Origin of the sequence: Cupriavidus phytohabitans, assembly GCF_000426345.1 — a bacterium.
In the GTDB taxonomy this organism is placed as follows: domain Bacteria; phylum Pseudomonadota; class Gammaproteobacteria; order Burkholderiales; family Burkholderiaceae; genus Cupriavidus.
On record NZ_AUFE01000065.1, the window covers coordinates 1 to 21430 of the forward strand.

At 64.7% G+C, this 21430-nt stretch carries 20 protein-coding genes and 2 pseudogenes; 12 read left to right on the top strand and 10 right to left on the bottom strand.

Features of this window, described 5'->3' with window-relative positions:
- Positions 1–10 precede the first annotated feature (10 nt).
- Positions 11–160, top strand: a pseudogene (locus tag K309_RS40550) (LysR family transcriptional regulator); the annotation flags it as partial.
- Between the two features lie 309 nt (positions 161–469).
- Here the strand turns inward: K309_RS40550 and K309_RS0128450 are convergent.
- On the bottom strand, positions 470–1372 hold the full coding sequence (locus K309_RS0128450) for a LysR family transcriptional regulator (protein ID WP_029049520.1): 903 nt from the start codon (positions 1370–1372) through the stop codon (positions 470–472).
- A 271-nt stretch (positions 1373–1643) separates the two neighbouring features.
- Here K309_RS0128450 and K309_RS0128455 point away from each other — a divergent pair, with 271 nt between their 5' ends.
- The 6 genes from K309_RS0128455 (at position 1644) to K309_RS0128480 (ending at position 9899) form a co-directional block, all read left to right on the top strand.
- Positions 1644–4676, top strand: coding sequence for a xanthine dehydrogenase family protein molybdopterin-binding subunit (locus tag K309_RS0128455; RefSeq protein WP_029049521.1), 3033 nt, complete (start codon positions 1644–1646; stop codon positions 4674–4676).
- Positions 4673–5488, top strand: a complete 816-nt coding sequence (locus tag K309_RS0128460; RefSeq protein ID WP_029049522.1) for an FAD binding domain-containing protein — start codon at positions 4673–4675, stop codon at positions 5486–5488. The genes K309_RS0128455 and K309_RS0128460 overlap by 4 nt, the downstream gene beginning before the upstream one ends.
- The gene (locus K309_RS0128465) at positions 5485–6057 is read left to right on the top strand and encodes a (2Fe-2S)-binding protein (protein ID WP_029049523.1); all 573 of its coding nucleotides are present in this window, start codon (positions 5485–5487) and stop codon (positions 6055–6057) included. Before K309_RS0128460 ends, K309_RS0128465 begins: the two co-directional genes overlap by 4 nt.
- Positions 6050–7603 (top strand): AMP-binding protein, encoded by a 1554-nt coding sequence (locus K309_RS0128470; protein WP_029049524.1) that lies wholly within the window; start codon positions 6050–6052, stop codon positions 7601–7603. The genes K309_RS0128465 and K309_RS0128470 overlap by 8 nt, the downstream gene beginning before the upstream one ends.
- A 4-nt stretch (positions 7604–7607) precedes the next feature.
- Positions 7608–8423 (top strand): enoyl-CoA hydratase/isomerase family protein, encoded by an 816-nt coding sequence (locus K309_RS0128475; RefSeq protein ID WP_029049525.1) that lies wholly within the window; start codon positions 7608–7610, stop codon positions 8421–8423.
- Between the two features lie 114 nt (positions 8424–8537).
- Positions 8538–9899, top strand: coding sequence for an MFS transporter (locus K309_RS0128480; protein ID WP_029049526.1), 1362 nt, complete (start codon positions 8538–8540; stop codon positions 9897–9899).
- 206 nt (positions 9900–10105) lie between these two features.
- Here K309_RS0128480 and K309_RS0128485 read toward each other — a convergent pair whose 3' ends face one another.
- Positions 10106–11416 (bottom strand): MFS transporter, encoded by a 1311-nt coding sequence (locus K309_RS0128485; RefSeq protein WP_029049527.1) that lies wholly within the window; start codon positions 11414–11416, stop codon positions 10106–10108.
- Positions 11417–12070: 654 nt separating this feature from the next.
- Here K309_RS0128485 and K309_RS0128490 point away from each other — a divergent pair.
- Both K309_RS0128490 and K309_RS0128495 read left to right on the top strand, forming a co-directional pair.
- Positions 12071–12355: a type II toxin-antitoxin system Phd/YefM family antitoxin gene (locus K309_RS0128490; protein ID WP_029049528.1), complete on the top strand. Its 285-nt coding sequence runs from the start codon at positions 12071–12073 to the stop codon at positions 12353–12355.
- On the top strand, positions 12355–12690 hold the full coding sequence (locus tag K309_RS0128495; RefSeq protein ID WP_029049529.1) for a type II toxin-antitoxin system RelE/ParE family toxin: 336 nt from the start codon (positions 12355–12357) through the stop codon (positions 12688–12690). The genes K309_RS0128490 and K309_RS0128495 overlap by 1 nt, the downstream gene beginning before the upstream one ends.
- Before the next feature lie 210 nt (positions 12691–12900).
- Here K309_RS0128495 and K309_RS42580 read toward each other — a convergent pair whose 3' ends face one another.
- Positions 12901–13149 (bottom strand): hypothetical protein, encoded by a 249-nt coding sequence (locus K309_RS42580; RefSeq protein ID WP_198030871.1) that lies wholly within the window; start codon positions 13147–13149, stop codon positions 12901–12903.
- A 178-nt stretch (positions 13150–13327) separates the two neighbouring features.
- On the opposite strand from K309_RS42580, the gene K309_RS37760 reads away from it, so the two are divergent.
- Positions 13328–14503, top strand: a complete 1176-nt coding sequence (locus K309_RS37760) for a sensor histidine kinase (protein WP_051320662.1) — start codon at positions 13328–13330, stop codon at positions 14501–14503.
- Positions 14504–14988: 485 nt separating this feature from the next.
- Here the strand turns inward: K309_RS37760 and K309_RS43265 are convergent.
- Positions 14989–15172, bottom strand: a pseudogene (locus tag K309_RS43265) (acyl-CoA dehydrogenase family protein); the annotation flags it as partial.
- A 124-nt stretch (positions 15173–15296) separates the two neighbouring features.
- Here K309_RS43265 and K309_RS42015 point away from each other — a divergent pair.
- Both K309_RS42015 and K309_RS0128525 read left to right on the top strand, forming a co-directional pair.
- A complete protein-coding gene (locus K309_RS42015) occupies positions 15297–15446 on the top strand; it encodes a hypothetical protein (protein ID WP_156914471.1) in 150 nt (49 codons plus the stop codon).
- 304 nt (positions 15447–15750) lie between these two features.
- Positions 15751–16665 (top strand): hypothetical protein, encoded by a 915-nt coding sequence (locus K309_RS0128525; protein WP_156914472.1) that lies wholly within the window; start codon positions 15751–15753, stop codon positions 16663–16665.
- 223 nt (positions 16666–16888) lie between these two features.
- On the opposite strand, the gene K309_RS0128530 is transcribed toward K309_RS0128525, so the two are convergent.
- From K309_RS0128530 to sufC, 6 genes are read right to left on the bottom strand one after another with little or no spacing between them, the layout of a single operon-like run.
- Positions 16889–17209: a Rieske (2Fe-2S) protein gene (locus K309_RS0128530; protein ID WP_029049535.1), complete on the bottom strand. Its 321-nt coding sequence runs from the start codon at positions 17207–17209 to the stop codon at positions 16889–16891.
- Between the two features lies 1 nt (position 17210).
- Positions 17211–17579, bottom strand: a complete 369-nt coding sequence (locus tag K309_RS0128535; protein ID WP_029049536.1) for an SUF system Fe-S cluster assembly protein — start codon at positions 17577–17579, stop codon at positions 17211–17213.
- Positions 17580–17583: 4 nt separating this feature from the next.
- Positions 17584–18030, bottom strand: coding sequence for a Fe-S cluster assembly sulfur transfer protein SufU (gene sufU / locus K309_RS0128540; protein WP_029049537.1), 447 nt, complete (start codon positions 18028–18030; stop codon positions 17584–17586).
- Positions 18030–19298: a cysteine desulfurase gene (locus K309_RS0128545; protein ID WP_029049538.1), complete on the bottom strand. Its 1269-nt coding sequence runs from the start codon at positions 19296–19298 to the stop codon at positions 18030–18032. The genes sufU and K309_RS0128545 overlap by 1 nt, the downstream gene beginning before the upstream one ends.
- Positions 19295–20626, bottom strand: a complete 1332-nt coding sequence (sufD, locus tag K309_RS0128550; protein WP_029049539.1) for a Fe-S cluster assembly protein SufD — start codon at positions 20624–20626, stop codon at positions 19295–19297. The genes K309_RS0128545 and sufD overlap by 4 nt, the downstream gene beginning before the upstream one ends.
- On the bottom strand, positions 20623–21393 hold the full coding sequence (sufC, locus tag K309_RS0128555) for a Fe-S cluster assembly ATPase SufC (protein WP_029049540.1): 771 nt from the start codon (positions 21391–21393) through the stop codon (positions 20623–20625). The genes sufD and sufC overlap by 4 nt, the downstream gene beginning before the upstream one ends.
- Between the last annotated feature and the right edge of the window lie 37 nt (positions 21394–21430).

Below are 21430 nucleotides of genomic sequence, written 5' to 3' on the forward strand. Positions count from 1 at the left end.
CAGATCAACAATGAACATCACCCTCGACGAACTCCAGGCGTTTGCGGCCGTGGTCGACACCGGTTCGATCACCGCCGCCGCGCAGCAGCTGAACCTGACCGTGTCGGCAACGAGCCGCACGCTCGCGCGGCTCGAGGAAAAGCTGAAGACCACGCTGCTGCCGCATGGGCCGGGCCAAAGCCGCAACAGAGTGCCAGTGCGTCACCGAGAGATTTCCAGAGGCGTTTCAGCATTCGATTCTTCCTTTCACAAGCCATTGGAGGCGGGCCAGGTTGGCGTCTTGCACGCGCGGCACTCGCCGCGCGTCGTCGGACCGTGGCCTGAACAGTACAGAGGCCCAGGCCGATCCCGGTAATGAAAAAACTGGATTGACCGATAACGCCTGCGACAGCCGCACTGACCGCTGCGCGTCAGTGCTCAGGCGATCAACCCGCTTCACCGTTACGCCACCCCCGTTAGGCCACCCCCGTTACGTCACCCCGGAAACCCGCCTGATTTCCTCGGCGACAATCGCGATCAAGGCCTCGGCCGCCGTGCTCAGCGGCCGTTGCGGATGGCTCACGCAAACCAGATGCCGCACGATGCGCGGCGCAATGATGGTATGCATGCGCAGTTGCCCTGCTTCCACGGCACGTTGCACCACGATGCGCGGCAGCACCGTGGCAAAGCGTGTCGCTTGCACGAACTGGACGATGGTGCCGAGGATGTCGATCTCGAACTTCGGCGCAAGGGTGACGTCCTGCGCCTGCGTCGCCGTGTCCAGCACCACGCGCAGGCCATGCCGCTTGGTCGGCAGCACCAGTTCCAGTCCTGGCAGTTTCGCCATCTCTACCGATTCGGGCAGTTCGGGGCCGTGTGCGACGCTGGTCACCAGCACCATTTCCTCGTCGTGCATCGGCTGCACCTGCAGCCCCAGGCGGCCGCGCTGGCGATGAACCACCGCCGCGTCAAGCTGGCCCGCGGAAACCAGGTCGATCAGTGCCGCACTGAAGCCGTCCGCCACGGATACCTCTACGTTCGGATAGCGCGCATTGAAGCGCGCCAGCGATCCCACCAGCACGCTCTCCGTCTCGGAGGCCACCATGCCAAGCGTGATGCGGCCGGCCATCTGCTCCTCGCGCTGCATCATCTGCTGCCGCGCGCTGGCCAGGTCGCGCACGATGGGCAGGAACAGCCGGTGCATCATCCGGCCGGCAGCAGTGGGCACCATGCCGTGCGGGATGCGATCGAACAGCTTCTGCCCGAATTCCTCTTCCAGCCGGGCAATCTGCATGCTGAGCGCCGGCTGCACGATATTCAGCCGCTTGGCCGCGCGCGTGACGGAGCCGTCCTCGAACAGCGCGATGAAGTACTGGATTTGCTTGAGGTCCATGGGCGGTTTGGTATCAATGACACTGACGTACCGGCATCAACATTTGTGATGAGAGGCGCGGCGGCTCCCGGCACAGAAACACGGGAAATTTAACCATCTTCTGCCCATCCAGGTCTCACCACGGATCGACATTTCTACATCAGCAAAAATGATGATACGAATCAGAAATCAATATTAGAACTTATATCGCGATGTCACTAATCTCCGTTTGACGTTGCACGATCCCGCCCGCCTTCCCGGGCCGGTTCCGTCGCATGGAACGGAGTCGCAAATGAAAAGATTCGATGCTGGCGAAACGACCGGCACGGTGGAGACACAGCAGACCCGGCCGGCGCCACATGTCGGCCGCCCGATGCCGCGCGTCGAGGATGCCGCCATCCTGACCGGGCGCGGCCGCTACGCCGACGACCTCGGCGTCAGGCCCGGCACCCTGCACGCCGCCATCCTGCGCTCGCCGCACGCGCACGCCGAACTCGGTGCTATCGACTGCGCCGCCGCGTTGAAGGCGCCCGGTGTGCGTGCCGTGCTGACGGGTACGGACCTGCGTGGCTGGTCCAGACCCTTCGTGGTGGGCGTGAAGGCGCCGATGGAGCAGTGGGCACTGGCCATGGAGCGCGTGCGCTACGTGGGCGAGCCGGTGGCCGTGGTGGTGGCCGAGAACCGCGCGCTGGCCGAGGATGCGCTCGACCTCGTGCGGGTGGAGTACCGCGTGCTGCCGCCGGTGGTGTCGATCGAGGCCGCCGTCGCCGACGAGGCCCCGGTGCTACATCCCCGCCTGGGCAGCAACGTCGCCAGCGACCGCCATTTCCGCTATGGCGATCCCGAGGCCGCGTTTGCCGCCGCGCCGCACCGCGTGTTGCTGACCGTCCACTACCCGCGCAACACCTGCACGCCAATCGAGTGCGGCGTGGTGATCGCCGAACACTTGCCGGGCGACGAGGGCTATCAGGTCACCTCCAATTTCATGGGACCGTTCTCGCTGCACGCCGTGATGGCGATGGCACTGCAGGTGCCTGCCAACCGCCTGCGCCATGTCGCGCCGCGCGACTCGGGCGGCAGCTTCGGCGTCAAGCAGGCGGTGTTCCCCTACGTGGTGCTGATGTGCCTCGCGTCGCGCAAGGCGGGCGCACCGGTGAAGTGGGTGGAGGACCGGCTCGAGCACCTGAGCGCCGCCACGTCGGCCACCGCGCGGCTTTCCACCCTGGAAGCCGCGGTCGAGGCAGATGGCCGGATTCTCGCGCTCTCCTACGACCAGCTCGAGGACTGCGGCGGCTACCTGCGTGCGCCGGAGCCCGCCACTTTCTACCGCATGCATGGCCTGCTCACCGGTGCCTACGCGATTCCGCACCTGCTGGTGCGCAACCGCGTGGTGCTGACCAACAAGACGCCGACCGGCCTCGTGCGCGGCTTCGGCGGGCCGCAGGTGTATTTCGCGCTGGAGCGGCTGGTGCAACGGATCGCGGTGGAGCTGGGCCTGGATCCACTCGACGTTTACCGCCGCAACTTCGTGCCCGCCGATGCCTTTCCCTATCGCGCAGCGGCGGGCGCGCTGCTCGACTCCGGCAACTACCAGCTGGCGCTGTCGCGCGCGCTGGAAGCGGGCAACTACGGGGAGCTGCAGCGCCGCCGCGACGCCGCGCGCGCCGAGGGACGGCTGTACGGCATCGGCTTTGCGGCCATCGTCGAGCCATCGGTGTCGAACATGGGCTACATCACCACCGCGACGCCGGCCGAGGCGCGCCGCAAGGCGGGCCCGAAGAACGGCGCCATCGCCAGCGCCACGGTCAGCGTGGACTTGCTCGGCGGCGTGGTGGTGACCATCGCGTCCACGCCGGCGGGTCAGGGCCACATGACCGTATCTGCGCAGGTCGTGGCCGACGTGCTCGGCATCGATCCGGGTGACGTCGTGGTCAACGTCGAATTCGACACGCACAAGGATGCCTGGTCCGTGGCGGCCGGCAACTACTCCAGCCGCTTCGCGGGCGCCGTGGCCGGCACCGTGCACCTGGCCGCCACGCGCGTACGCGACAAGCTGGCGCGCATCGTGGCCTCGCAGCTGCGCTGCGACCCGGCCGAACTGGTCTTTGCGGATGGCCGCATCGTGCGCCGGGGCGCTTCCGATACCGCCCTGCCGTTCGCACGCGCCGCCAGCAACGCGCCGCACTGGTCGCCGCAGCTGCTGCCGGCCGGCGAGGAACCCGGCCTGCGCGAAACCGTATTCTGGTCGCCCCCCAACCTCGACGCCCCGGACGAGCAGGACCGCGTCAACACCTCCGCCTGCTACGGCTTTGCCTTCGACCTGTGCGGCGTGGAGATCGACCGCGCCACCGGCCGCGTGCGCATTGACCGCTACGTGACCGCGCACGATGCCGGCAAGCTGTTGAACCCGGCGCTGGCCGACGGCCAGATCCGCGGCGCCTTCGCACAGGGACTGGGCGCTGCGCTGATGGAGGAATTCCGCTACGGGCCGGACGGCAGCTTCCAGTCCGGCACGCTGGCGGACTACCTGCTGCCGACCACGTGCGAGGTGCCCGACCCGCTCATCGTCCATCTGGAGACGCCGAGCCCGTTCACGCCGCTCGGCGCCAAGGGGCTCGGCGAGGGCAACAACATGAGCACGCCGCCGTGCGTCGCCAACGCGGTGGCCGATGCCCTTGGCGTACGCGATATCCGCCTGCCGCTCACCCCCGCCAGGGTGATGGCGATGATCGGCTTCGACGACCCGCCGCCATCGCGTCCGGAACTGGCCGAGGCAGCAAGAGAGGCCTCGGCGAACGGCAAGAGCGGCGGCAAGGCCGGCAAGGCCCTCAGTGCGCGCGGAACGGTCGAACTGGATGCCACGCCTGAAGCCGTGTTTGCCGTCCTGCTCGACCCGCAGGCGCTGGCCAGCGTCGTGCCGGGCTGCCACGCGCTCGTGCCCATCGGCGACAACCGCTACCGCGCCGACGTGACCGTGGGCGTGGGCATGATCAAGGCCCGCTACGAAGCCGAGATCGCGCTGTCCGACCTGGAGCCGCCGCGCCGGCTGCGGCTGGCGGGCGCCGGCCTGTCGTCGCTCGGCAGCGCGCGCGGCGCGGGCCTGGTCGAACTGGCCCCGCATGGTGCCGGCACCCGTCTCACGTACGACTACGAGGCCGAAGTGTCCGGAAAAGTCGCCGCTGTTGGCGGCCGCATGCTCGAAGGCGCGGCCAAGGTGGTATTGCGCCAGCTGTTCGAAGCGCTCGGCCGACAGGCGGGGGGCAAGCCCGCGCGCAAGCCGGGCTGGATCGCGCGCCTGCTGGCGCTCCTTGGAGTCCGTCGATGAAACCCGCCGCCTTTGACTACCTGCGCGCCGAATCCGCGCAGCACGCGCTGGAAGCGCTGGCCCGAGCCGGCGAGGGTGCCCGCGTGCTGGCCGGAGGCCAGTCGCTGATGGCCGTGCTGAACATGCGCCTCGCGCAGCCGCAACTGCTGATTGACATTTCACGCACCAGTGAGCTGGATACCGTGCGCGTGGAAAACGGCCATCTGGTGGTGGGCGCTGCCGCCACGCAGGGCAGCGTGGAATGGCGCGCGTCGCTGGCCGACGAGGTGCCGTTGCTCGCGCTCGCATTCCCGCACATCTCGCATTTCCAGATCCGCAACCGCGGCACGGTGTGCGGCTCCGTCGCCCACGCCGACCCCAGCGCCGAGCTGCCGCTGGTGCTCACCGCCCTCGGCGGCGAGGTGGTGCTGCGCTCGCTGCGCCGCCGCCGCGTGCTGCCGGCCGCCGAATTCTTCCGCGGCATGCTGATGACGGCGCGCGAGCCCGACGAGCTGGTGGAAGCGGTGCGCCTCCCCCTGCGGCGGCCCGGCGCGCGCTACGGCTTTACCGAGTTCTCGGCCCGCCATGGCGACTTCGCGCTGGTGGCGTGCGCCGCCATCGTCACGGACGACACCATTGCGTTGGCCGTGGGGGGCGTGGCCGACCGGGCGGTGCTGGAGACCTGGCCGCGCCTCCAGGGCAAGGCGCTGGCGGAAGCGATCAACGATTTCAGCTGGAAGCTGGGCGCGCAGGACGACGCCCATGTCAGCGCGCAGTACCGCCGCCACCTGGTGCGGCAACTGGGCATGCGCGCAATCGAGGAGGCAAAATGAGCAAGACCCTTAATGGCGCAGCTTCGGGTGCGCCTCCGGTGATGCGGCGCGACGAGCGCCACCGCGTCACCCTGACCCTGAACGGCACCGAACGCAGCGCCTCGTGCGCGCCACGCGAGCTGCTGTCCGACTTCCTGCGCCACGAACTCGGCGCCACCGGCACCCACGTCGGCTGCGAGCACGGCGTCTGCGGCGCGTGCACAGTGCGGGTGGACGGTGTGGCCGCGCGTTCGTGCCTGATGCTCGCGGTGCAGGCCGATGGCCGCGCCATCGATACCGTCGAAGGACTCGCCCCGCGCGAAGGCCTGAGCGATCTGCAGCAGGCCTTCCGCCGCCACCATGCGCTGCAGTGCGGCTTCTGCACTGCGGGCATCCTGATGTCGTGTGCCGACTACCTGGAGCGTGTGCCCGAGCCGACCGAAGCGCAGGTGCGCGACATGCTGTCCGGCCACCTGTGTCGCTGTACCGGCTACACGCCGATTGTCGCTGCCGTGCTCGACGTGGCCGCCAGCCGCGCGCGCTCGCACCGGCATGCAGCACCGGTTGCCGAGGAGTGCTGCGATGCTTGACCTCGGCCGCACCTTCCTGCAGAGCGTGGAGCGCAGTCCCCACGACCCCGCCATCGTCGACGGTGACCTGCTGCTGACCTACGCGCAATGGCTCGCGCGCATCCGCAGCGTGGCGGCCGGCTTGCTTGACCTCGGCCTGCGGCCGGGCGACCGCGTGCTCGCCATCCTGCAGAACCGCTGGGAATTGGCCACGCTGCATTGGGCCTGCCAGTTCGCCAGCGTGGTCATCGTCCCGCTGAACTGGCGCGCCAAGCCCGACGAGCTGGACTACTGCGTGCGCGACGCGGGCGTCAAAGCGCTGGTGTTTGAACCGGTCAGCGCCGACGCTGTGCTGGACAGCCCCGCCGCGCAGGACATTCCCTGCATCGCGCTGGACGGCGCGCCCGGCGGCTCGCTGTCGTTCGACACCCTGCTCCGTGCCACGCCTCGGCGGGACGCCACGTTGGCGGAAGCTGGCGACATTTCGCTCATGCTGTACACCTCCGGCACCACCGGCAAGCCGAAAGGCGTGCCGCGCCGCCACCGGCAGGAGCGCGCGGCCGCGCTGGCGCACGTCGCGCAGAACCTGTACCGGCGCGGCGAACGGACGCTGGGGGTGATGCCGCTGTACCACACGATGGGCGTGCGGTCCCTGCTGGCGATGGCGCTGGTGGACGGCCTCTTTGTCTGCGTGCGGCGCTGGAGCGCGTCGCAGGCGCTGCAGGCGATTGCCGGCCATCGAGTCAGCTGCCTCTACCTGGTGCCCACGCTCTACCATGACCTGCTGGCCGAGCCGGATTTCGACAGCATCGACGTTCGCACCGTTACCAAGCTCGGCTTCGCCGGGGCCGCCATGAACGATGGCCTGCTGACCCGGCTCGAGCAGGCGTTCTGCCCGGAGCTGTTCGTCAACCACTACGGCTCGTCCGAGGTGTACACCTTCAGCGTCGACCAGCATGCGGCGCGCAAACCCGGCAGTGCGGGCCGCGCCGGCCTCAACACGCGGCTGCGCGTGGCGCGCCTCGACGCGGCCTCGCCAGACGAGCTGGCCGCGCCCGGCGAGGAAGGCCAGATCATCGCCGACCTGCGCGGCGACGAGGCCTTCGAGGGCTACTGGAACCGCAACGACGCCAATGCCAGGTCCCTGCGCGACGGCTGGTATTTCACCGGTGACATCGGCTACCTCGACGCAGACGGCGACCTGTTCGTCACCGGGCGGGTCGACGACATGATCATCAGCGGCGGCGAGAACATCTCGCCCGCCGATATCGAATCGGTGCTGTCCCTGCACCCCGCCGTGGACGAGGTGGCGGTAGCCGGCGTGCCCGACGCCCGCTGGGGCCAAAAGGTGGTGGCATTCGTCAAGCCGCGCGGCTGCGTCGACGCCGGGGCGCTCGACGACTATTGCCGCGGCTCCGACCTCGTCAACTTCAAACGACCGCGCGACTACGTGTTCGTCGCCGACATCCCGAAATCGCCGGTCGGCAAGATCCTGCGCCGCAAGCTGTCGGCGGGCGAATACAACGCGCTTTCCTCTCTTCCCCACAGCGACCCCATCAAGGAGTAACGACATGACCCAAGCCTTCGCATTGACCCATCCCGACCAGCAGCGCCTGCAGGACCTCGACGGCTTTTCCGTGGAGGTCGACCCGGCCCGCGAGCGCGCGGACATCATTCTGCATCGCCCGCCGTACAACGTGATCTCGATGGCGGCCCGCGACCAGTTGCGTGCCGTGTTCGAGGCGCTGGACGCCGATGACCGCGTGCGCGTCATCGTGCTGCGCGCGCAGGGCAAGCATTTCTCCAGCGGCGGCGACATCCGGGGCTTCCTGGAAGCGTCGCCGGAGCATGTGTCGAACCTCGCGTGGAACGTTGCAGCGCCGGCGCGCTGCGGCAAGCCGGTGATCGCGGCCAACCAGGGCTACTGCTTCGGCGTGGGCTTCGAACTGTCGCTGGCGTGCGACTTCCGCATCGCCACCGCCTCCACGGAATACGCGCTGCCCGAGCAGAAGCTTGGCCAGATTCCTGGATCCGGCGGCTCGGCGCGGCTGCAGAAGATGGTGGGCGTGGGCCGCACCAAGGACATCGTCATGCGCTCGCGCCGCATCCCGGGGCGCCAGGCGTACGAGTGGGGCATCGCCGTGGACTGCGTGGCTGACGCCGAGCTCGAAGCCGCCACCGATGCGCTGGTCGACGAGCTGCGCGCTTTCTCCCCGCTGGCCCAGCGCACCGCCAAGAAGCTGCTCAACGACACCGAGGACGCACCGCTGTCGATCGCCATCGAACTCGAAGGGCACTGCTACAGCCGCCTGCGCAGCTCGGACGACTTCCGCGAGGGCGTGGAAGCGTTCCACGCGAAGCGCAATCCCGAATTCCGCGGCAGCTGAGCGCGGGCGCGGGCGGGGCTGACCCGCCTGCCAAGCCGGAGAGACGGACGCATCGACGATGCCCCCGGCGGGGCATCGCGGGGAGCCGTTCATTCAAAAGATAAGGAGACAACGATGGAAGTGCTGGCAAATGACAAGGTGCCGACCAGCGGCGTGCAAGACGCGGCGTCCTTGGCCGCAAACAACCGGCAGGTGCTGGGCGCGGTGACGGCTTCGTGCATGGGATGGGCGCTCGACCTGTTCGACCTGTTTATCCTGCTGTTCGTGGCGCCGGTGATCGGCAAGCTGTTCTTTCCGTCCGAGCATGCGATGCTGTCGCTGGCGGCGGTGTACGCGTCGTTCGCGGTGACGCTGCTGATGCGCCCGCTCGGCTCGGCGATCTTCGGGGCCTACGCGGACCGGCACGGGCGCAAGGGTGCCATGGTGGTGGCCGTGACCGGCGTCGGCCTGTCGACGGCGGCGTTCGGGCTGCTGCCGACGGTCGCCCAGATCGGCCTCTTCGCGCCGGCGCTGTTCATCCTGCTGCGGCTGGTGCAGGGCGTGTTCGTCGGCGGCGTGGTCGCTTCGACGCATACCATTGGCACGGAATCGGTGCCGCCGTCGTGGCGCGGCGCGGTGTCCGGCCTGGTAGGCGGCGGCGGCGCGGGCATCGGCGCGCTGCTGGCGTCGATCACGTACATGGCGATGACGGCGCTGTTCCCGGGCGACGCCTTCGAGGTCTGGGGATGGCGCTGCATGTTCTTTGCCGGCATCGTCAGCTCGGTGCTGGGGCTAGTCATCTTCAACTCGCTGGAAGAGTCGCCGCTGTGGAAGCAACTGCAGGCGGCAAAGGCCGCAAGCGGCCACGTCAAGCCGCAAGCCCATCCGCTGCGCACGCTGTTCTCGCGCGAGTATCGTGGCATCCTGCTGGTTAACATCCTGCTGACCGTGGGCGCAGGCAGCGCCTACTACCTGACTTCCGGATATCTCCCCACCTTCCTCAAGGTCGTGGTCAAGGCATCCCCCGGCGAGTCTTCGGCCATCCTGATGCTGAGCAGCCTCGGTGTGATCGTCGCATCGGTGGCAGCGGGGCATTTCAGCACGCTGGTAGGCCGCAAGCGCGCCTTCCTGCTGATCGGCGCGCTCAGCCTGGTGCTGATGCCGCTGCTCTACCAATGGATGCCGGCCGCGCCAACCGCCACCCTGCGCGGCGCCTATGCGGTGGCGCTCAGCATGCTAGGGTGCGCCGGCTTCGCGCCCATCCTCATTTTCCTGAACGAGAGGTTTCCCACCAGCATTCGCGCCTCCGGCACAGGATTGTCGTGGAACATCGGGTTCGCTCTCGGCGGGATGATGCCGACGCTGGCCTCGCTTGCCGCCGGCACACCCGCCGACCTGCCGATGATCCTTGGTGTTTTCCTCGCGGCCGTCACGCTGGTCTATCTGGTTGGCGCCGCGGTTGTGCCGGAGACAATGGGCCGTCTCGTCGAAAAGTAGCGGACATCGCTGATCTGCCGGACTGGGATGGGGTTAGAGCGGGCGGCATCAGGCTTTCGTTGAGGCGCCGTCCCTCACCCCGGCCCCTGGCAACACGCGGTTTTCGGTAGTCGGGGTGCCCGGCGCGCGAAGTGTGCTTCGTCTTCGGGAAGGAAAGCACTCAGAAGGCGAAGGAAGCTTCGCTGGTCGTGCTCGCGCAGCGCAAATTACGTACGCTCAGTTCCCCGGATTTCGTTCAGCACCTCGGCCTCGACCTCCGGGTTTGGTTCGCCATCCCTGGTAGCAATCAATGTTTTCGGCGTCAGCGCGATCAAAGGCAGGATCAGTGCGTACACCACGGTCGTCGCGATTACACAATATGTGAAGCCGTGCGTTGGGCTGCTGTTATAGATCCATGAGCCCAAGAGATCGCCGGCACGTGCCGAGAGTGCGAGAACGCCATCCACCAGCATCATCAAGGTTCCTTGCAAGCCTGGCGGACAGGACCGCATCGCGAGATCAAAGTATGCTGCCGTGGCTACACCGCCCATCAGCCCTATCGGTGCCGCCAATACAAGCGCGAGATTGGCTGAGTGAATGAATGCCAGCGGAATCATCTGCGGCACTGCGATGATCGTTCCCCACCACAGCAACTTGTTCAGTGCCACTTTCTTGCATAGAAGGCCATAGAGCAAGAATGTCGGGAGGAATGCGGCGGCAAAGATCCCGTTGTAGTACGAGTAAATGGAATCCGATGCATGCAGCTCATCGGTCAGATAGAACTGCAGCGGAGTGGCGGACCCTGGCGCAAAGTTCCACAGAAAGCAGATCAGGATCGCTGGATAAACGGCCTTATGCTTCACCAGCCGCCTGACATTCCCAACGAGATCTGCGCCGCTGGCTTGCGGCTTCTCGTAGATATGGCCGAAGACGGAAACGGGCTTCCAGAGCCCCAGCACAGCAACCGATAAAGCGGCAATCGCCACAAGAAGGAAGGCTTCTCTCGCGGCAAGATGATCGGAGATGTACCCAGAGGCGAACGCTCCCGCAACGACCGGGACGGAGCCGACCACATTCAACAGAGCGCTCAGGCGCCCGGACATGAGCTTCTCCTGGCCCACCAGAGCGATCAACCCCTGATAGGCTGCGGCGACAAATCGGGACGACAGCATTGCCAGCAGTATCCCGATGACCAGCCCCCCGTATGAGAAACCTGAAAACGCCACCCAGATGAATGCCAGCGCGGTCGCCGGAGCGAAAATCAGGAAGAAGCCGCGATCCCGCAATCCGAGCGGGTTCCATTGGTCGCGCGCCAAGCCAAAAGCGAACGCAAGGTACACCGGTATGGCCGTAACCAGCCGAAATGTCGAGATCTCCGTCGCCGTCGCATGCAACTGGTTCTTGAGCAGGTACGACGTCTGTATATCGACCAGGTAACCTGCCGGCGTTGCCAGAGAGATGAACAGTGTCAGCCAGCCGAAATACTGCAGAGTTCGGTCCCTGCCCTCAGAACGATTACGATCAGGAGCGGCCAGCATTTTCGTGGCTTAACAGCAAGACTGGGATTTCGATCTGTTCCGGATTGCCGACCGGAACTGCTAACAGAGCAACATTTACCGCGGGCTTATCGAGCACCGCCCAAGCGGACGCCTGTCAGCGCTACTGTTAGCGTAGGCGAAAAATGAGATCTGATGTTCCGAGACCTGCCTCATTTGAGCGAAAATACGCCCCTCTGGACATCCGGTCAGGGTTGGCAGACATGACCGCCCTATGCCCTTGGCCGGCCGCAGCCGGCCACGTTCGGCCATCCGACCGCCTCTTCAATCTCGCTTCACTGACCATCCGATCTAGTGGAGCCCTTCCCGATCGCCAGTGTCTGGTCCGGAAAAGCAAAGCGGATCGCGGCCGCTCGCTCAGCTTTCGTTGTCATTGTTGCTATCCGGACTCGGCTATCGTTGCTGTCTTCCTGATTGCCGTCGGGCAGCGCCGGTGCCTCCTGTCGCTGGCGTTTGCCGGCGATGGGGTTACGGTAGTGGCTCGACAACTCGCCCGCGGTATGCCGTGTGCGTACAGTCTTCTTCGGAGACCTTGGTCGCACTCGGCTGCACTGCGCAGTGGAGGTCGGCCAGGTTGATGGCGGACTGTTAATGGACTATATTCGGTCTACATATGCCATCCACAGGAGCCGTGCGATGCGAATCGCCGATCACGTCAAGCCGATCAGCTATCTCAAGAGTGAAGCCGCGCAGATCGTCAAGGACCTCGCTGAATCCGGCGAACCATTAATAATCACCCAAAACGGCGAAGCCAAGCTCGTTGTCCAAGACGTGCGCAGCTACGAATCCGACCGGCAGACATTGGCTCTGCTAAAGATTCTGGCCCTTGGGCAAAAGCAGATCGAGCAGGAAAAGTTTTCCGATATCGATGATGTGTTCGCAGAACTGGACGAACTGGACCGGCAAGAGAAGCGGCGCTGATGGCCTCCAAGGTGCTGAAGGTAAAGCTTCTCGACAGCGGCAAGGCCGAACTGAAGCGGGTGCGCCGCTACGTTGTGGATGCGTTTGGCATGGCCGTCTGGGAAGAATCATATGCTCAGATCCAGGCGTCAATAACCCGCGTTCGGGAGTTCCCAGAATGCGGCCACGTTGTCGATGAACTGAGTGGGCTCACTGCGGACAGGTTCCGCGAAGTACCTTGCGGAAAGAATCGAACTATTTATGAAATCAGGGACGACACCATTTACGTGCACTTGATCGTAGAGCAGCGTCGAGCTCTAACTGCCCTGCTGCAGAAAATCATCCTTCAGGTATGAGAAGGAAACGGGCAGCATCTCGATCCTTGCATAGGTGATTTTCCCTGATTCGGAGGCTCGCCCTCGCCACTACAGGACGGTGAGCCTCTGTCTTTCGACTAGCCAAGGCAAACGCCAATCACCATAGCCGGGCCGGCAGATTCGAATCGCGCTATCACACCCGATGCTGAGCGAGCGTCAGCGCTTGGGATCGCTTCTGAGAAGTGGTGATTAAATTGGTCGATTTTTCTTTTCAATGGCTTGCGCCACCGGCGTGAGGTAAGTTTTCTCATTGGCCTTTAGCATTGGGGCATGCTGCGGCCTGGTTATTTCTCCCACTTCCTGAGCTTCGAGCAACTCTTTGAGCTGGTATTGCGCCAAGCCCCAATTCCACCATTGGCTGCCCAAATAGATCGTCCGTATGGAGAGTGCGTTGTTCTGGTAGCGAAAGCGTGCGGCAGCGAGATAGTTGTTGATCACATTATCGATAACGACTACCTGAGGTGAGAGAACGGACATCCGACCTTGTTGCCGGGATTGGCCGTTGGTAGGAGTTCAACGCCGCTTTCGCCGCGATGACCGCCCCTGTCCCGGTTTGCGCGTAACATGACTTCATAGGTACAAGCATCCGATCCGGATTTCGTTTGCAGGAGCAGACATGCGACTAGCCGACTTCATCTTGCGGAACCTTGAGCCAATCCTGGAGCAATGGGAAGCGTTTGCAGCATCTCTTCTGCCGGCTGCACGGAACATGAATTCGCGCGCTTTGCGCGACGACGCCCAGCAGATTCTGGAGGCTGTGGCCAAGGATCTATCGACTCCACAGACGAGGGAAGAGCAACGCGAGAAATCACTGGGGCACGCGCCCAAGCTGATCGACGCGCCAGAGACGGCCGCGCAGACACATGCACTTTTGCGGGCGCGAGGCGGCTTCAACATCATCCAACTGGCCGCTGAGTATCGAGCACTTCGCGCCAGTGTCCTGCGTTTGTGGATAGACGAAGGCCAGCCAGATGCCACGCATCTCGATGACATCATCCGGTTCAACGAGGCAATCGATCAAGCACTGGCGGAATCAATAGGTTTTTTCAGTCAGCAGGTGGAACAGGCTCGCAACCTGTTGCTCGGAATGCTCGGACATGACATGCGCAGTCCCCTGCACACCATTCAGATGACCGCGTCATACCTTGCGGCCCTGAATGCCGGGGAAGAGGTTTCGGATGCTGCGGGCCGACTGATTAGAAGTGGTGCCCGCATGCAGACGCTTCTGGATGACCTGTGCGATTTCAACCGAACCAAGCTGGGGTTGGGTATCAACATCGTTCGCAGGGACGTCGATCTGACTGAAGTGTTTGCCGATGTAGTGGACCAGCTGCGCGCAGCCCATCCACGCCACCAGATCGATCTGGACATAAAGGGCAACCTGCAGGGGTTCTGGGATGGTCAGCGTCTGCAGCAACTGCTCGGCAATCTTGTGCTTAACGCCATCAAATATGGAGCCCCGGATGCGCCTGTGCGCGTGGTGATGACCGCGACTGATGCAGAAGTTCGTTTCGAAGTCAGGAACAGCGGCCCCGCCATTGACCCGCAGACGCTGGAGCGCATCTTTGACCCGCTCCAGCGTGGTCCGGGTCGGGCGGACAAGGACACCGGCCAGGTTGGCCTTGGGCTTGGTCTGTACATCGCGAGCGAAATTGCCAAGGCCCATGGAGGCGCTATCGAGGCGCGGTCCGATCACACAGAGACCGCATTCGCCGTTCGCCTGCCGCGTGGCTTGCCGCACCGCCCTGCCCCTTCGATGAAGAAGACTTCTCGCCGGCGACCAGGTCGGTGATACCACCGACCGTTCCGCGACACATACCCGGCATGATGACTCGCGACCTGGCGCGGAAGACCCTCCAGAGGAGACTGCCGAATTTCTGGTTGAGGGACAAGCAACTGCGCTTCCACCTGCTGCTGTCGATTCACAAGTCTCGCTGGGCCTGCCGCCTGGTGCCCGCGGCAGTTGCCGATCGCTGTGGGAGCAATTCAACGGCCCAGCCGTGGGTGACGTTGGTTGAGTTCAGGAGGGTTCAGGCATGAGCATCAACCCATGCCCTCGCCCAGACGAGACCTTCCGCGACTGCCCGCTGGAAGCTCGGGTAAAAGCCAATCGGATCGGAGGTCTCTAGCACTTGGGTCCCCTTCTCTACGGCCCCCGAAGCTTCGAACGAGCCGTCCCCCATGGGCTTCGCAAAGCCTCGAATGGTGTATCCGCCGTAGGTCTCTGTTGCCATAGTCGCCCCCGTCCGTTTTGTAAGATCGTAGCATGACGGAACAACATCGAGCGTGCCAGTTCAAGCTCAGCAGCCATGTCTGCCATGCGGTGCTGCAGTGCCTGGAACGAGCCGATGGAAACGCCGAACTGCTTGCGAACCTTCAGGTACTCGGAAGTCATCTCCACTGCCTTCTCCATCGCGCCGACCAGTTCCGCGCACAGTGCGGCCGTGCCGTGCGCGAGGCCTCGAGTAAAAATCGCAATCCGTTGCGCCAATCAGTACGGCGAAGACAAGCTCGTCGGCGAAGCCGTCGTAGCGCTGGCCTAAAAACATCGCAGGACCCAGGGGCGGAAGGCGCTTCGCTCCACCATGCGGCGCGCACTCGATCTCACGGTCGAATACGTGAAGGAGCGCAAAGCCTTCGGCAAGGAACTCTCATCGGCCGGAAGAATTGCTGGTAGGAACCACCTTTACGCCATCGATGCGGCAAGTGAAATGATGGCGGTATCAGGCCGGTGAGCAGCACACGCTTCCCCAAGGTGAATGGCTGATGAAGTAGTGACAACACTAACTGGCTGGTGCCCGGCGCCAGTCTTCTCTCCGGTCTAGAATTGCTGATGAGACATCATCACACACCTGTCCGATCGGACATGATGATGGGTAGTCAACAGGTGGCCAAACGTAGCAGCCAGGGGGTTTGCGATCTCGGCGGGCACCGTATGGTTGGCAGGGTGGCTGGCGCATCAGTATGCGGGCATGGAAGGCTGGTTTTCTGATGAGCCGCGGGCATATGTATTGGCGATGGATGAGTGAGGGCGAAGCCATGAAAGCATTCCAGACTGCAGCTCAGCTCAGCGCAGCGGAAGGCAGGTATCAACGCTTGACGACCGGCGCTACCAGGTCTCTCATTGCTTTTTTCTTCACGGCGGCAGCCGGATTGGCGCAAGCCGCCCTACCCGATTCGCCTGCTCCGCCCGATAGCGATGGCTGGCGATTTGCCATTGCGCCTTACCTCTGGCTGCCTAACGTCAGCGGAGACTTTCGCTTTTCCGGATCGTCATCGGCCGGCGGCGGAAATCTCGACATTGGCACGGGGCCGGACAGCTATCTTCAGAACCTACAGTTCCTGCTGATGCTGCAGGCTGAGGCCAGAAAGGGCAACTGGTCGATCTTCGGAGATGCGATCTACCTCGACTTCAATCGCCAGGACACCACGCTCAAGTCGGTGACGGCGGGCAATGGCACCCGAGTCGTCGTGCCCCGGGACGTAGCGACCGATGTGGGCAGCAGTATGACCGGTGGGATGCTCCAGCTTGCCGCAGGCTACACGGCGTTACGCGCGCCGTGGGGCAATATCGAGCCGTTCGGAGGCCTGCGCTATCTGAACCTGAGCGCGAGCGCGCATTGGACGCTATCCGCGACGTTCACGCAGCAAGGCGCGACGCTGGCGCAGCAAGGCAGTGTCTCGCAAACGGAAAACCTCGTGGACGCAATCATCGGTGTGCGCGGACGCTTCAACTTGAGCAGGAATGGCAGATGGTACGTGCCTTACTACGTCGATGTCGGAAGCGGATCCTCCAGCTACACGCTACAAGTGTCCGCGGGGGCGGCGTATGCGGCCAAATGGGGCGATATCCAGTTGTCCTATCGCTACGTGACCTATGATTTAAATGGCGGCGAGCTGATACAACGGCTCACCTTTAAGGGGCCCATGCTAGGGATGGTGTTTCGGTTCTGATTGTTTCGCTGGGATTGGGATCAGTTGCACGGCAACCGCGAAGCCAAGGCGCACACCATGTGCTGGATCAAAAGCCCGGCGTGGGATATCGTTTGGGTACTGAATGCACTGTGGCTCGCGTCGTGGCATCCCCGCCCCCCAGCGCGCGAGAGCAGGCATCGGACAACCCTTAACATTCTCGGCCATGTGACAACCAAGTCGAATGGCCAGAGGGTGTGGCCAGTTAATCCCAGCGCTCGTCCCTGACCTGTACCGTGCCGGCCTCCACCCGAATCGGAAAGGTCGCCACCGGCTCGTAGGCGGGCGGGGACAGCGCCTCGCCCGTCAGCAGGGAAAAGTGCGAGCCGTGGCGCGGGCAGACGACTTCCTGGCCTTCCACGTCACCGCCGCAAAGCGGCTCGGCCTCGTGCGAGCAGAGGTCCTCGATGGCGTAATAATTGCCACCCACATTGAATACCGCGACCTGTACGCCATCGACATCGACGCTGCGGCAAGTGCCGGGCGCGAAGTCGTCGGCCCGGGCGACATTGATCCACTCGCTCATCTCAGAGCAGCCCCAGTTCCAGGCGCGCCGCCTCGCTCATTCGTTCTCTCGACCAGGGTGGGTCCCACACCAGTTCAACCGCGGCTTCGTGCACCCCGCTGGCTTCCATGACGGCGTCCTCCACCACACTGGGGAAGGTCTGCGCCACCGGGCAGCCCGGTGCGGTCAGCGTCATGCGGATGCCCACCTTGCCGCTGGATTCGTCCACCGATAACTGATAGATCAGGCCAAGGTCGTAGATATTGACCGGGATTTCGGGGTCGTATACGGTGCGTAAGGCCGCTATCACCCGCCCCTCCAGGCTGTCCGGCTCAGGCTCGAACCTGTCTTCGTGTTCCTCGGCCTTGCGCAGCCAATCGATAATGCTCATCGCTTTACTCCGTTGAGACCGGCCTGCCGCTGTTCTCCAAAGCGGCTTGCATGGTATGCCAGGCCAGGGTTGCGCACTTCACGCGCGCCGGGAACTCGCGCACCCCGGCCAGGACCTCCAGCTTGCCCATCGGCACGCCTGCCCGCTCCCGCACTGCGGTCACCAGCGCGTGAAAGTCCGAGAACAAGGCCCGCGCCTGTGCCTCGGTCTTGCCCTTGAGCGTTTCTGTCATCAGCGAGGCTGAGGCAGTGAAGATGGCGCAGCCCGAGCCCTCGAAGCTGGCATCCTCGATCACCCCGTCGCGGATTCTCAGGTACAGCGTCAGCCGGTCGCCGCACAGTGGGTTGAAGCCCTCGGCGCTGCGGTTCGCCGCCGCCAGCCGCCCGAAATTGCGCGGCGAGCGACTGTGGTCGATGACCACTTCCTGGTAGAGGTTGCGCAGGTCAGACATCAGGCGAATACCTCCTGTGCCGCGCGCACGGCAGCAAACAGGGCATCGACTTCTTCACGCGTGTTGTACAAGGCAAAGGAAGCGCGCACCGTGGCAGGCACGTCGAAACGCTCCATCACCGGCATGGCGCAATGGTGGCCGGCGCGGACCGCCACGCCGTGCTGATCGAGGATGGTGCCGACATCGTGGGGATGGATGCCGTCCAGGGTGAACGAGAGGATGCTCGCCTTGTCGGCAGCCGTGCCGATCACGCGCAGGCCGGCGACCTGCGCTGCCTTCGCGCTGGCGTAGGCGAGCAGCGCATGCTCGTGGGCGGCGATGGCCTCCAGGCCGAGCGCGCTCACATACCCGATGGCGGCGCCAAGCGCGATGACGCCGGCGATATTGGGGGTGCCGGCCTCGAACTTGTAGGGAAGCGCGTTATACGTGGTCTTGCGGAACGTGACCTCGCGAATCATGTCCCCGCCGCCCTGGTAAGGCGGCATGGCATCGAGCAGCGCAGCCTTGCCGTAAAGCACGCCGATGCCGGTGGGGCCGTAGAGCTTGTGGCCGGAGAAGGCGTAGAAATCGCAATCGAGGGCCTGTACGTCGACCTTGAGGTGCGGCACCGCCTGGGCGCCGTCGATCAGCACCGGGATGTCCCGGGCATGTGCCAGCTCGATGATGTGTCGCACCGGATTGACCGTGCCGAGCGCGTTGGAGAGGTGCGTCAGCGCGACCAGCCTGGTGCGCGGGCTGAGCAATCGCGTGAACTGTTCCAGCATCAGCTCGCCGGCATCGTTGATCGGCGCCACCTGCAGCAAGGCGCCGGTGCGCTGGCACGCCAGTTGCCACGGCACGATATTCGAGTGGTGCTCCATCGCGCTGATCAGGATCTCGTCGCCCGGGCGCAGGCGCTGGCCGAAGCTTGCCGCCACCAGGTTGATTGCCTCGGTGGTGCCGCGCACGAACACGATTTCCTCGCGCGTGGCCGCGTTGATCAGGCCGCGCACGGCGTCACGCACGGCCTCGTAGGCATCGGTGGCACGCTGGCTCAGGGTGTGCACGCCGCGGTGGACATTGGCGTTGAGCGCGCTGTAGTAATGCGCCTCGCAATGGATCACGCTTTGCGGCTTCTGGGTGGTGGCGGCGTTGTCCAGATAGACCAGCGGATTGCCGTTGACGGTCTGGCGCAGGATGGGGAAATCCTGCCGCAGCCGCTCTACCTCCAGGCTGGCGGCCGGTACCGCGGCCCCCCCGGCCAGCGGTTCATGCACTGCCGTGTTCATGGCAGCTCCTTCACAGGCTCGGCCAGCCGGCCGCGCAAGAGAGTATCCAGCCGCGTGCGCAGTGGGGCGGGACCGAGCCGCTTGACGACCTCCTCGGCGAAGGCAAAGGTCAGCAGGGCACGCGCCGCGCCCTCGTCCATCCCGCGCGAGCGCAGGTAGTAGATCTGCTCGGCATCGAGCTGGCCTACGGTGGCACCGTGGCTGCATTTGACGTCGTCGGCATAGATCTCCAGTTGCGGCTTGGTGTCGACCTCGGCGTGGTCGGACAGCAGCAGGTTGCGGTTGGACTGGTCGGCATCGCTGTGCTGGGCATCGGCATGCACCACCACCTTGCCGTTGAAGACGGCGCGCGAGGCGCCCGCCAGCACGCCTTTATACAACTCGCGACTCTTGCTGTGCGGGCTGGCGTGGTCGATGCGGGTGTGGTGATCGATATGCTGCCGCCCGGCGGTCATATACAGCCCGTCCAGCGAACACTCGGTCTGCTCGGCATTGAGCCCGACGTCGATGTCGACCCGCGCCAGGGCGCTGCCCAAGGCAAAGGAACTGGAGGCGAAGTGGCTACCCTGCCGCTGGTCCAGGTTCACGCCGGCGATATGGAAGGCCTTGAGGCTCTCCTGCTGCAGCTTGTGATGTTCGACCTGTGCATCACCCTCGGCAACGATATCGGTCATGGTATTGGTGCAATAGGCCAGGCCGTCCAGGCCCGCGTGGTGCTCCACGATGCAGACTCGGCTGCCGGCTTGCGCCACCACGAGGTTGCGCGCATGGGTTGCCAGCTCGCCGGCGGTGGCGAGGAACAGCAAGTGGATCGGTTGTTCCGGGACGGTGCCCGCCGCCACGCGGATATAGGCACCGTCGGTCATGAACGCCAGGTTCAAGGCGGCAAAGCCGGACGGGTAGTCGCTTGCGCGGCGCAGGAGCAGAGCCTCCAGGCAGTCCGGTGCATGCTCCAGCGTGGTGGCGAGGCTGGCGAGCACCATGCCCGCAGGCAGGGCACCGAGGCGCGACCACTGCGGCTGGTGCGCGCCATTGACGAATACCAGCAGGTGCGCGCCGGTCAGGGCGAGTGCCTCGATCTGCGCTGCCAGCGCGGCGTCCTGGCCGTCGCTGGCCTGCGGCAGTGCCACGGCAAAGCGGCTTTTCTCGAGGGGGGCCACGCTGGTGTATTTCCAGTCCTCCTGGCGCAGCGTGGGGAACCCGGCCTGGGCGAAATGATCCAGCGCCTGGCGGCGGGCGTGCGCAAGCCAGCCCAGGCGGCGGCCCGGCAATGCGGCCTCCACGCGGTTGAACTCGGCGAGATAGTGTTCCAGCCCGCTTGCGCTCATGCTGAAGACCCCATCCCGGTAACGGCCTGCGCCTCCATCCCGGCATAGCCGTGCCGCTCCAGTTCGCGCGCCAGCTCGGGCCCGCCCGACCTGGTGATGCGCCCTTGCGCAAGCACGTGCACCTGATCCGGCACGATGTAATCGAGCAGGCGCTGGTAGTGCGTGACCAGCACAATGGCACGTTGCGGGCTGCGCATGGCTTCTATGCCCCTGGCGACAATCTTGAGCGCATCGATGTCGAGGCCGGAGTCGGTTTCATCGAGAATGGCGAGCCGGGGTTCCAGCACCGCCATCTGCAGGATCTCGTTGCGCTTCTTCTCGCCGCCCGAAAAGCCCTCGTTTACCGAGCGGTAAAGCAGGTCCTGGTCCATCTCCATGAGCCGGAGCTTGTCCTTGACCAGGGCGAGGAAATCCATCGCGTCCAGCTCTGGCTCGCCGCGGTGCTTGCGGATCGCGTTGAGCCCTGCTTTGAGCAGGTAGATATTAGAGACGCCGGGGATTTCCACCGGATACTGGAAGGCGAGGAAGATGCCCGCGCGCGCGCGCTCTTCCGGCGGCATGCCGAGCAGGTTCGTGCCATCGTAGAAGACTTCGCCGGCAGTCACGGTGAAGCGGTCGCGGCCGGCCAGCACATGGGCCAGGGTGCTCTTGCCCGACCCGTTGGGGCCCATGATGGCGTGCACCTCCCCGGCCTCCACGCTGAGATCAATGCCGTGCAGGATGGGTTTGCCGTCTGCGCTGACGTGCAGCTTGCGAATCTCAAGCATGGCTGGCCTCTTTCTCCAACGCAGCGCCGATGCGTGC

Excerpts from the sequence above, each read along its gene's own strand:
- K309_RS0128450 (WP_029049520.1), bottom strand. The coding sequence starts at position 1,372 with ATGGACCTCAAGCAAATCCAGTACTTCATCGCGCTGTTCGAGGACGGC.
- K309_RS0128455 (WP_029049521.1), top strand. The coding sequence starts at position 1,644 with ATGAAAAGATTCGATGCTGGCGAAACGACCGGCACGGTGGAGACACAG.
- K309_RS0128460 (WP_029049522.1), top strand. The coding sequence starts at position 4,673 with ATGAAACCCGCCGCCTTTGACTACCTGCGCGCCGAATCCGCGCAGCAC.
- K309_RS0128465 (WP_029049523.1), top strand. The coding sequence starts at position 5,485 with ATGAGCAAGACCCTTAATGGCGCAGCTTCGGGTGCGCCTCCGGTGATG.
- K309_RS0128470 (WP_029049524.1), top strand. The coding sequence starts at position 6,050 with ATGCTTGACCTCGGCCGCACCTTCCTGCAGAGCGTGGAGCGCAGTCCC.
- K309_RS0128475 (WP_029049525.1), top strand. The coding sequence starts at position 7,608 with ATGACCCAAGCCTTCGCATTGACCCATCCCGACCAGCAGCGCCTGCAG.
- K309_RS0128480 (WP_029049526.1), top strand. The coding sequence starts at position 8,538 with ATGGAAGTGCTGGCAAATGACAAGGTGCCGACCAGCGGCGTGCAAGAC.
- K309_RS0128485 (WP_029049527.1), bottom strand. The coding sequence starts at position 11,416 with ATGCTGGCCGCTCCTGATCGTAATCGTTCTGAGGGCAGGGACCGAACT.
- K309_RS0128490 (WP_029049528.1), top strand. The coding sequence starts at position 12,071 with ATGCGAATCGCCGATCACGTCAAGCCGATCAGCTATCTCAAGAGTGAA.
- K309_RS0128495 (WP_029049529.1), top strand. The coding sequence starts at position 12,355 with ATGGCCTCCAAGGTGCTGAAGGTAAAGCTTCTCGACAGCGGCAAGGCC.
- K309_RS37760 (WP_051320662.1), top strand. The coding sequence starts at position 13,328 with ATGCGACTAGCCGACTTCATCTTGCGGAACCTTGAGCCAATCCTGGAG.
- K309_RS42015 (WP_156914471.1), top strand. The coding sequence starts at position 15,297 with ATGCGGCGCGCACTCGATCTCACGGTCGAATACGTGAAGGAGCGCAAA.
- K309_RS0128525 (WP_156914472.1), top strand. The coding sequence starts at position 15,751 with ATGAAAGCATTCCAGACTGCAGCTCAGCTCAGCGCAGCGGAAGGCAGG.
- K309_RS0128530 (WP_029049535.1), bottom strand. The coding sequence starts at position 17,209 with ATGAGCGAGTGGATCAATGTCGCCCGGGCCGACGACTTCGCGCCCGGC.
- K309_RS0128535 (WP_029049536.1), bottom strand. The coding sequence starts at position 17,579 with ATGAGCATTATCGATTGGCTGCGCAAGGCCGAGGAACACGAAGACAGG.
- sufU (WP_029049537.1), bottom strand. The coding sequence starts at position 18,030 with ATGTCTGACCTGCGCAACCTCTACCAGGAAGTGGTCATCGACCACAGT.
- K309_RS0128545 (WP_029049538.1), bottom strand. The coding sequence starts at position 19,298 with ATGAACACGGCAGTGCATGAACCGCTGGCCGGGGGGGCCGCGGTACCG.
- sufD (WP_029049539.1), bottom strand. The coding sequence starts at position 20,626 with ATGAGCGCAAGCGGGCTGGAACACTATCTCGCCGAGTTCAACCGCGTG.
- sufC (WP_029049540.1), bottom strand. The coding sequence starts at position 21,393 with ATGCTTGAGATTCGCAAGCTGCACGTCAGCGCAGACGGCAAACCCATC.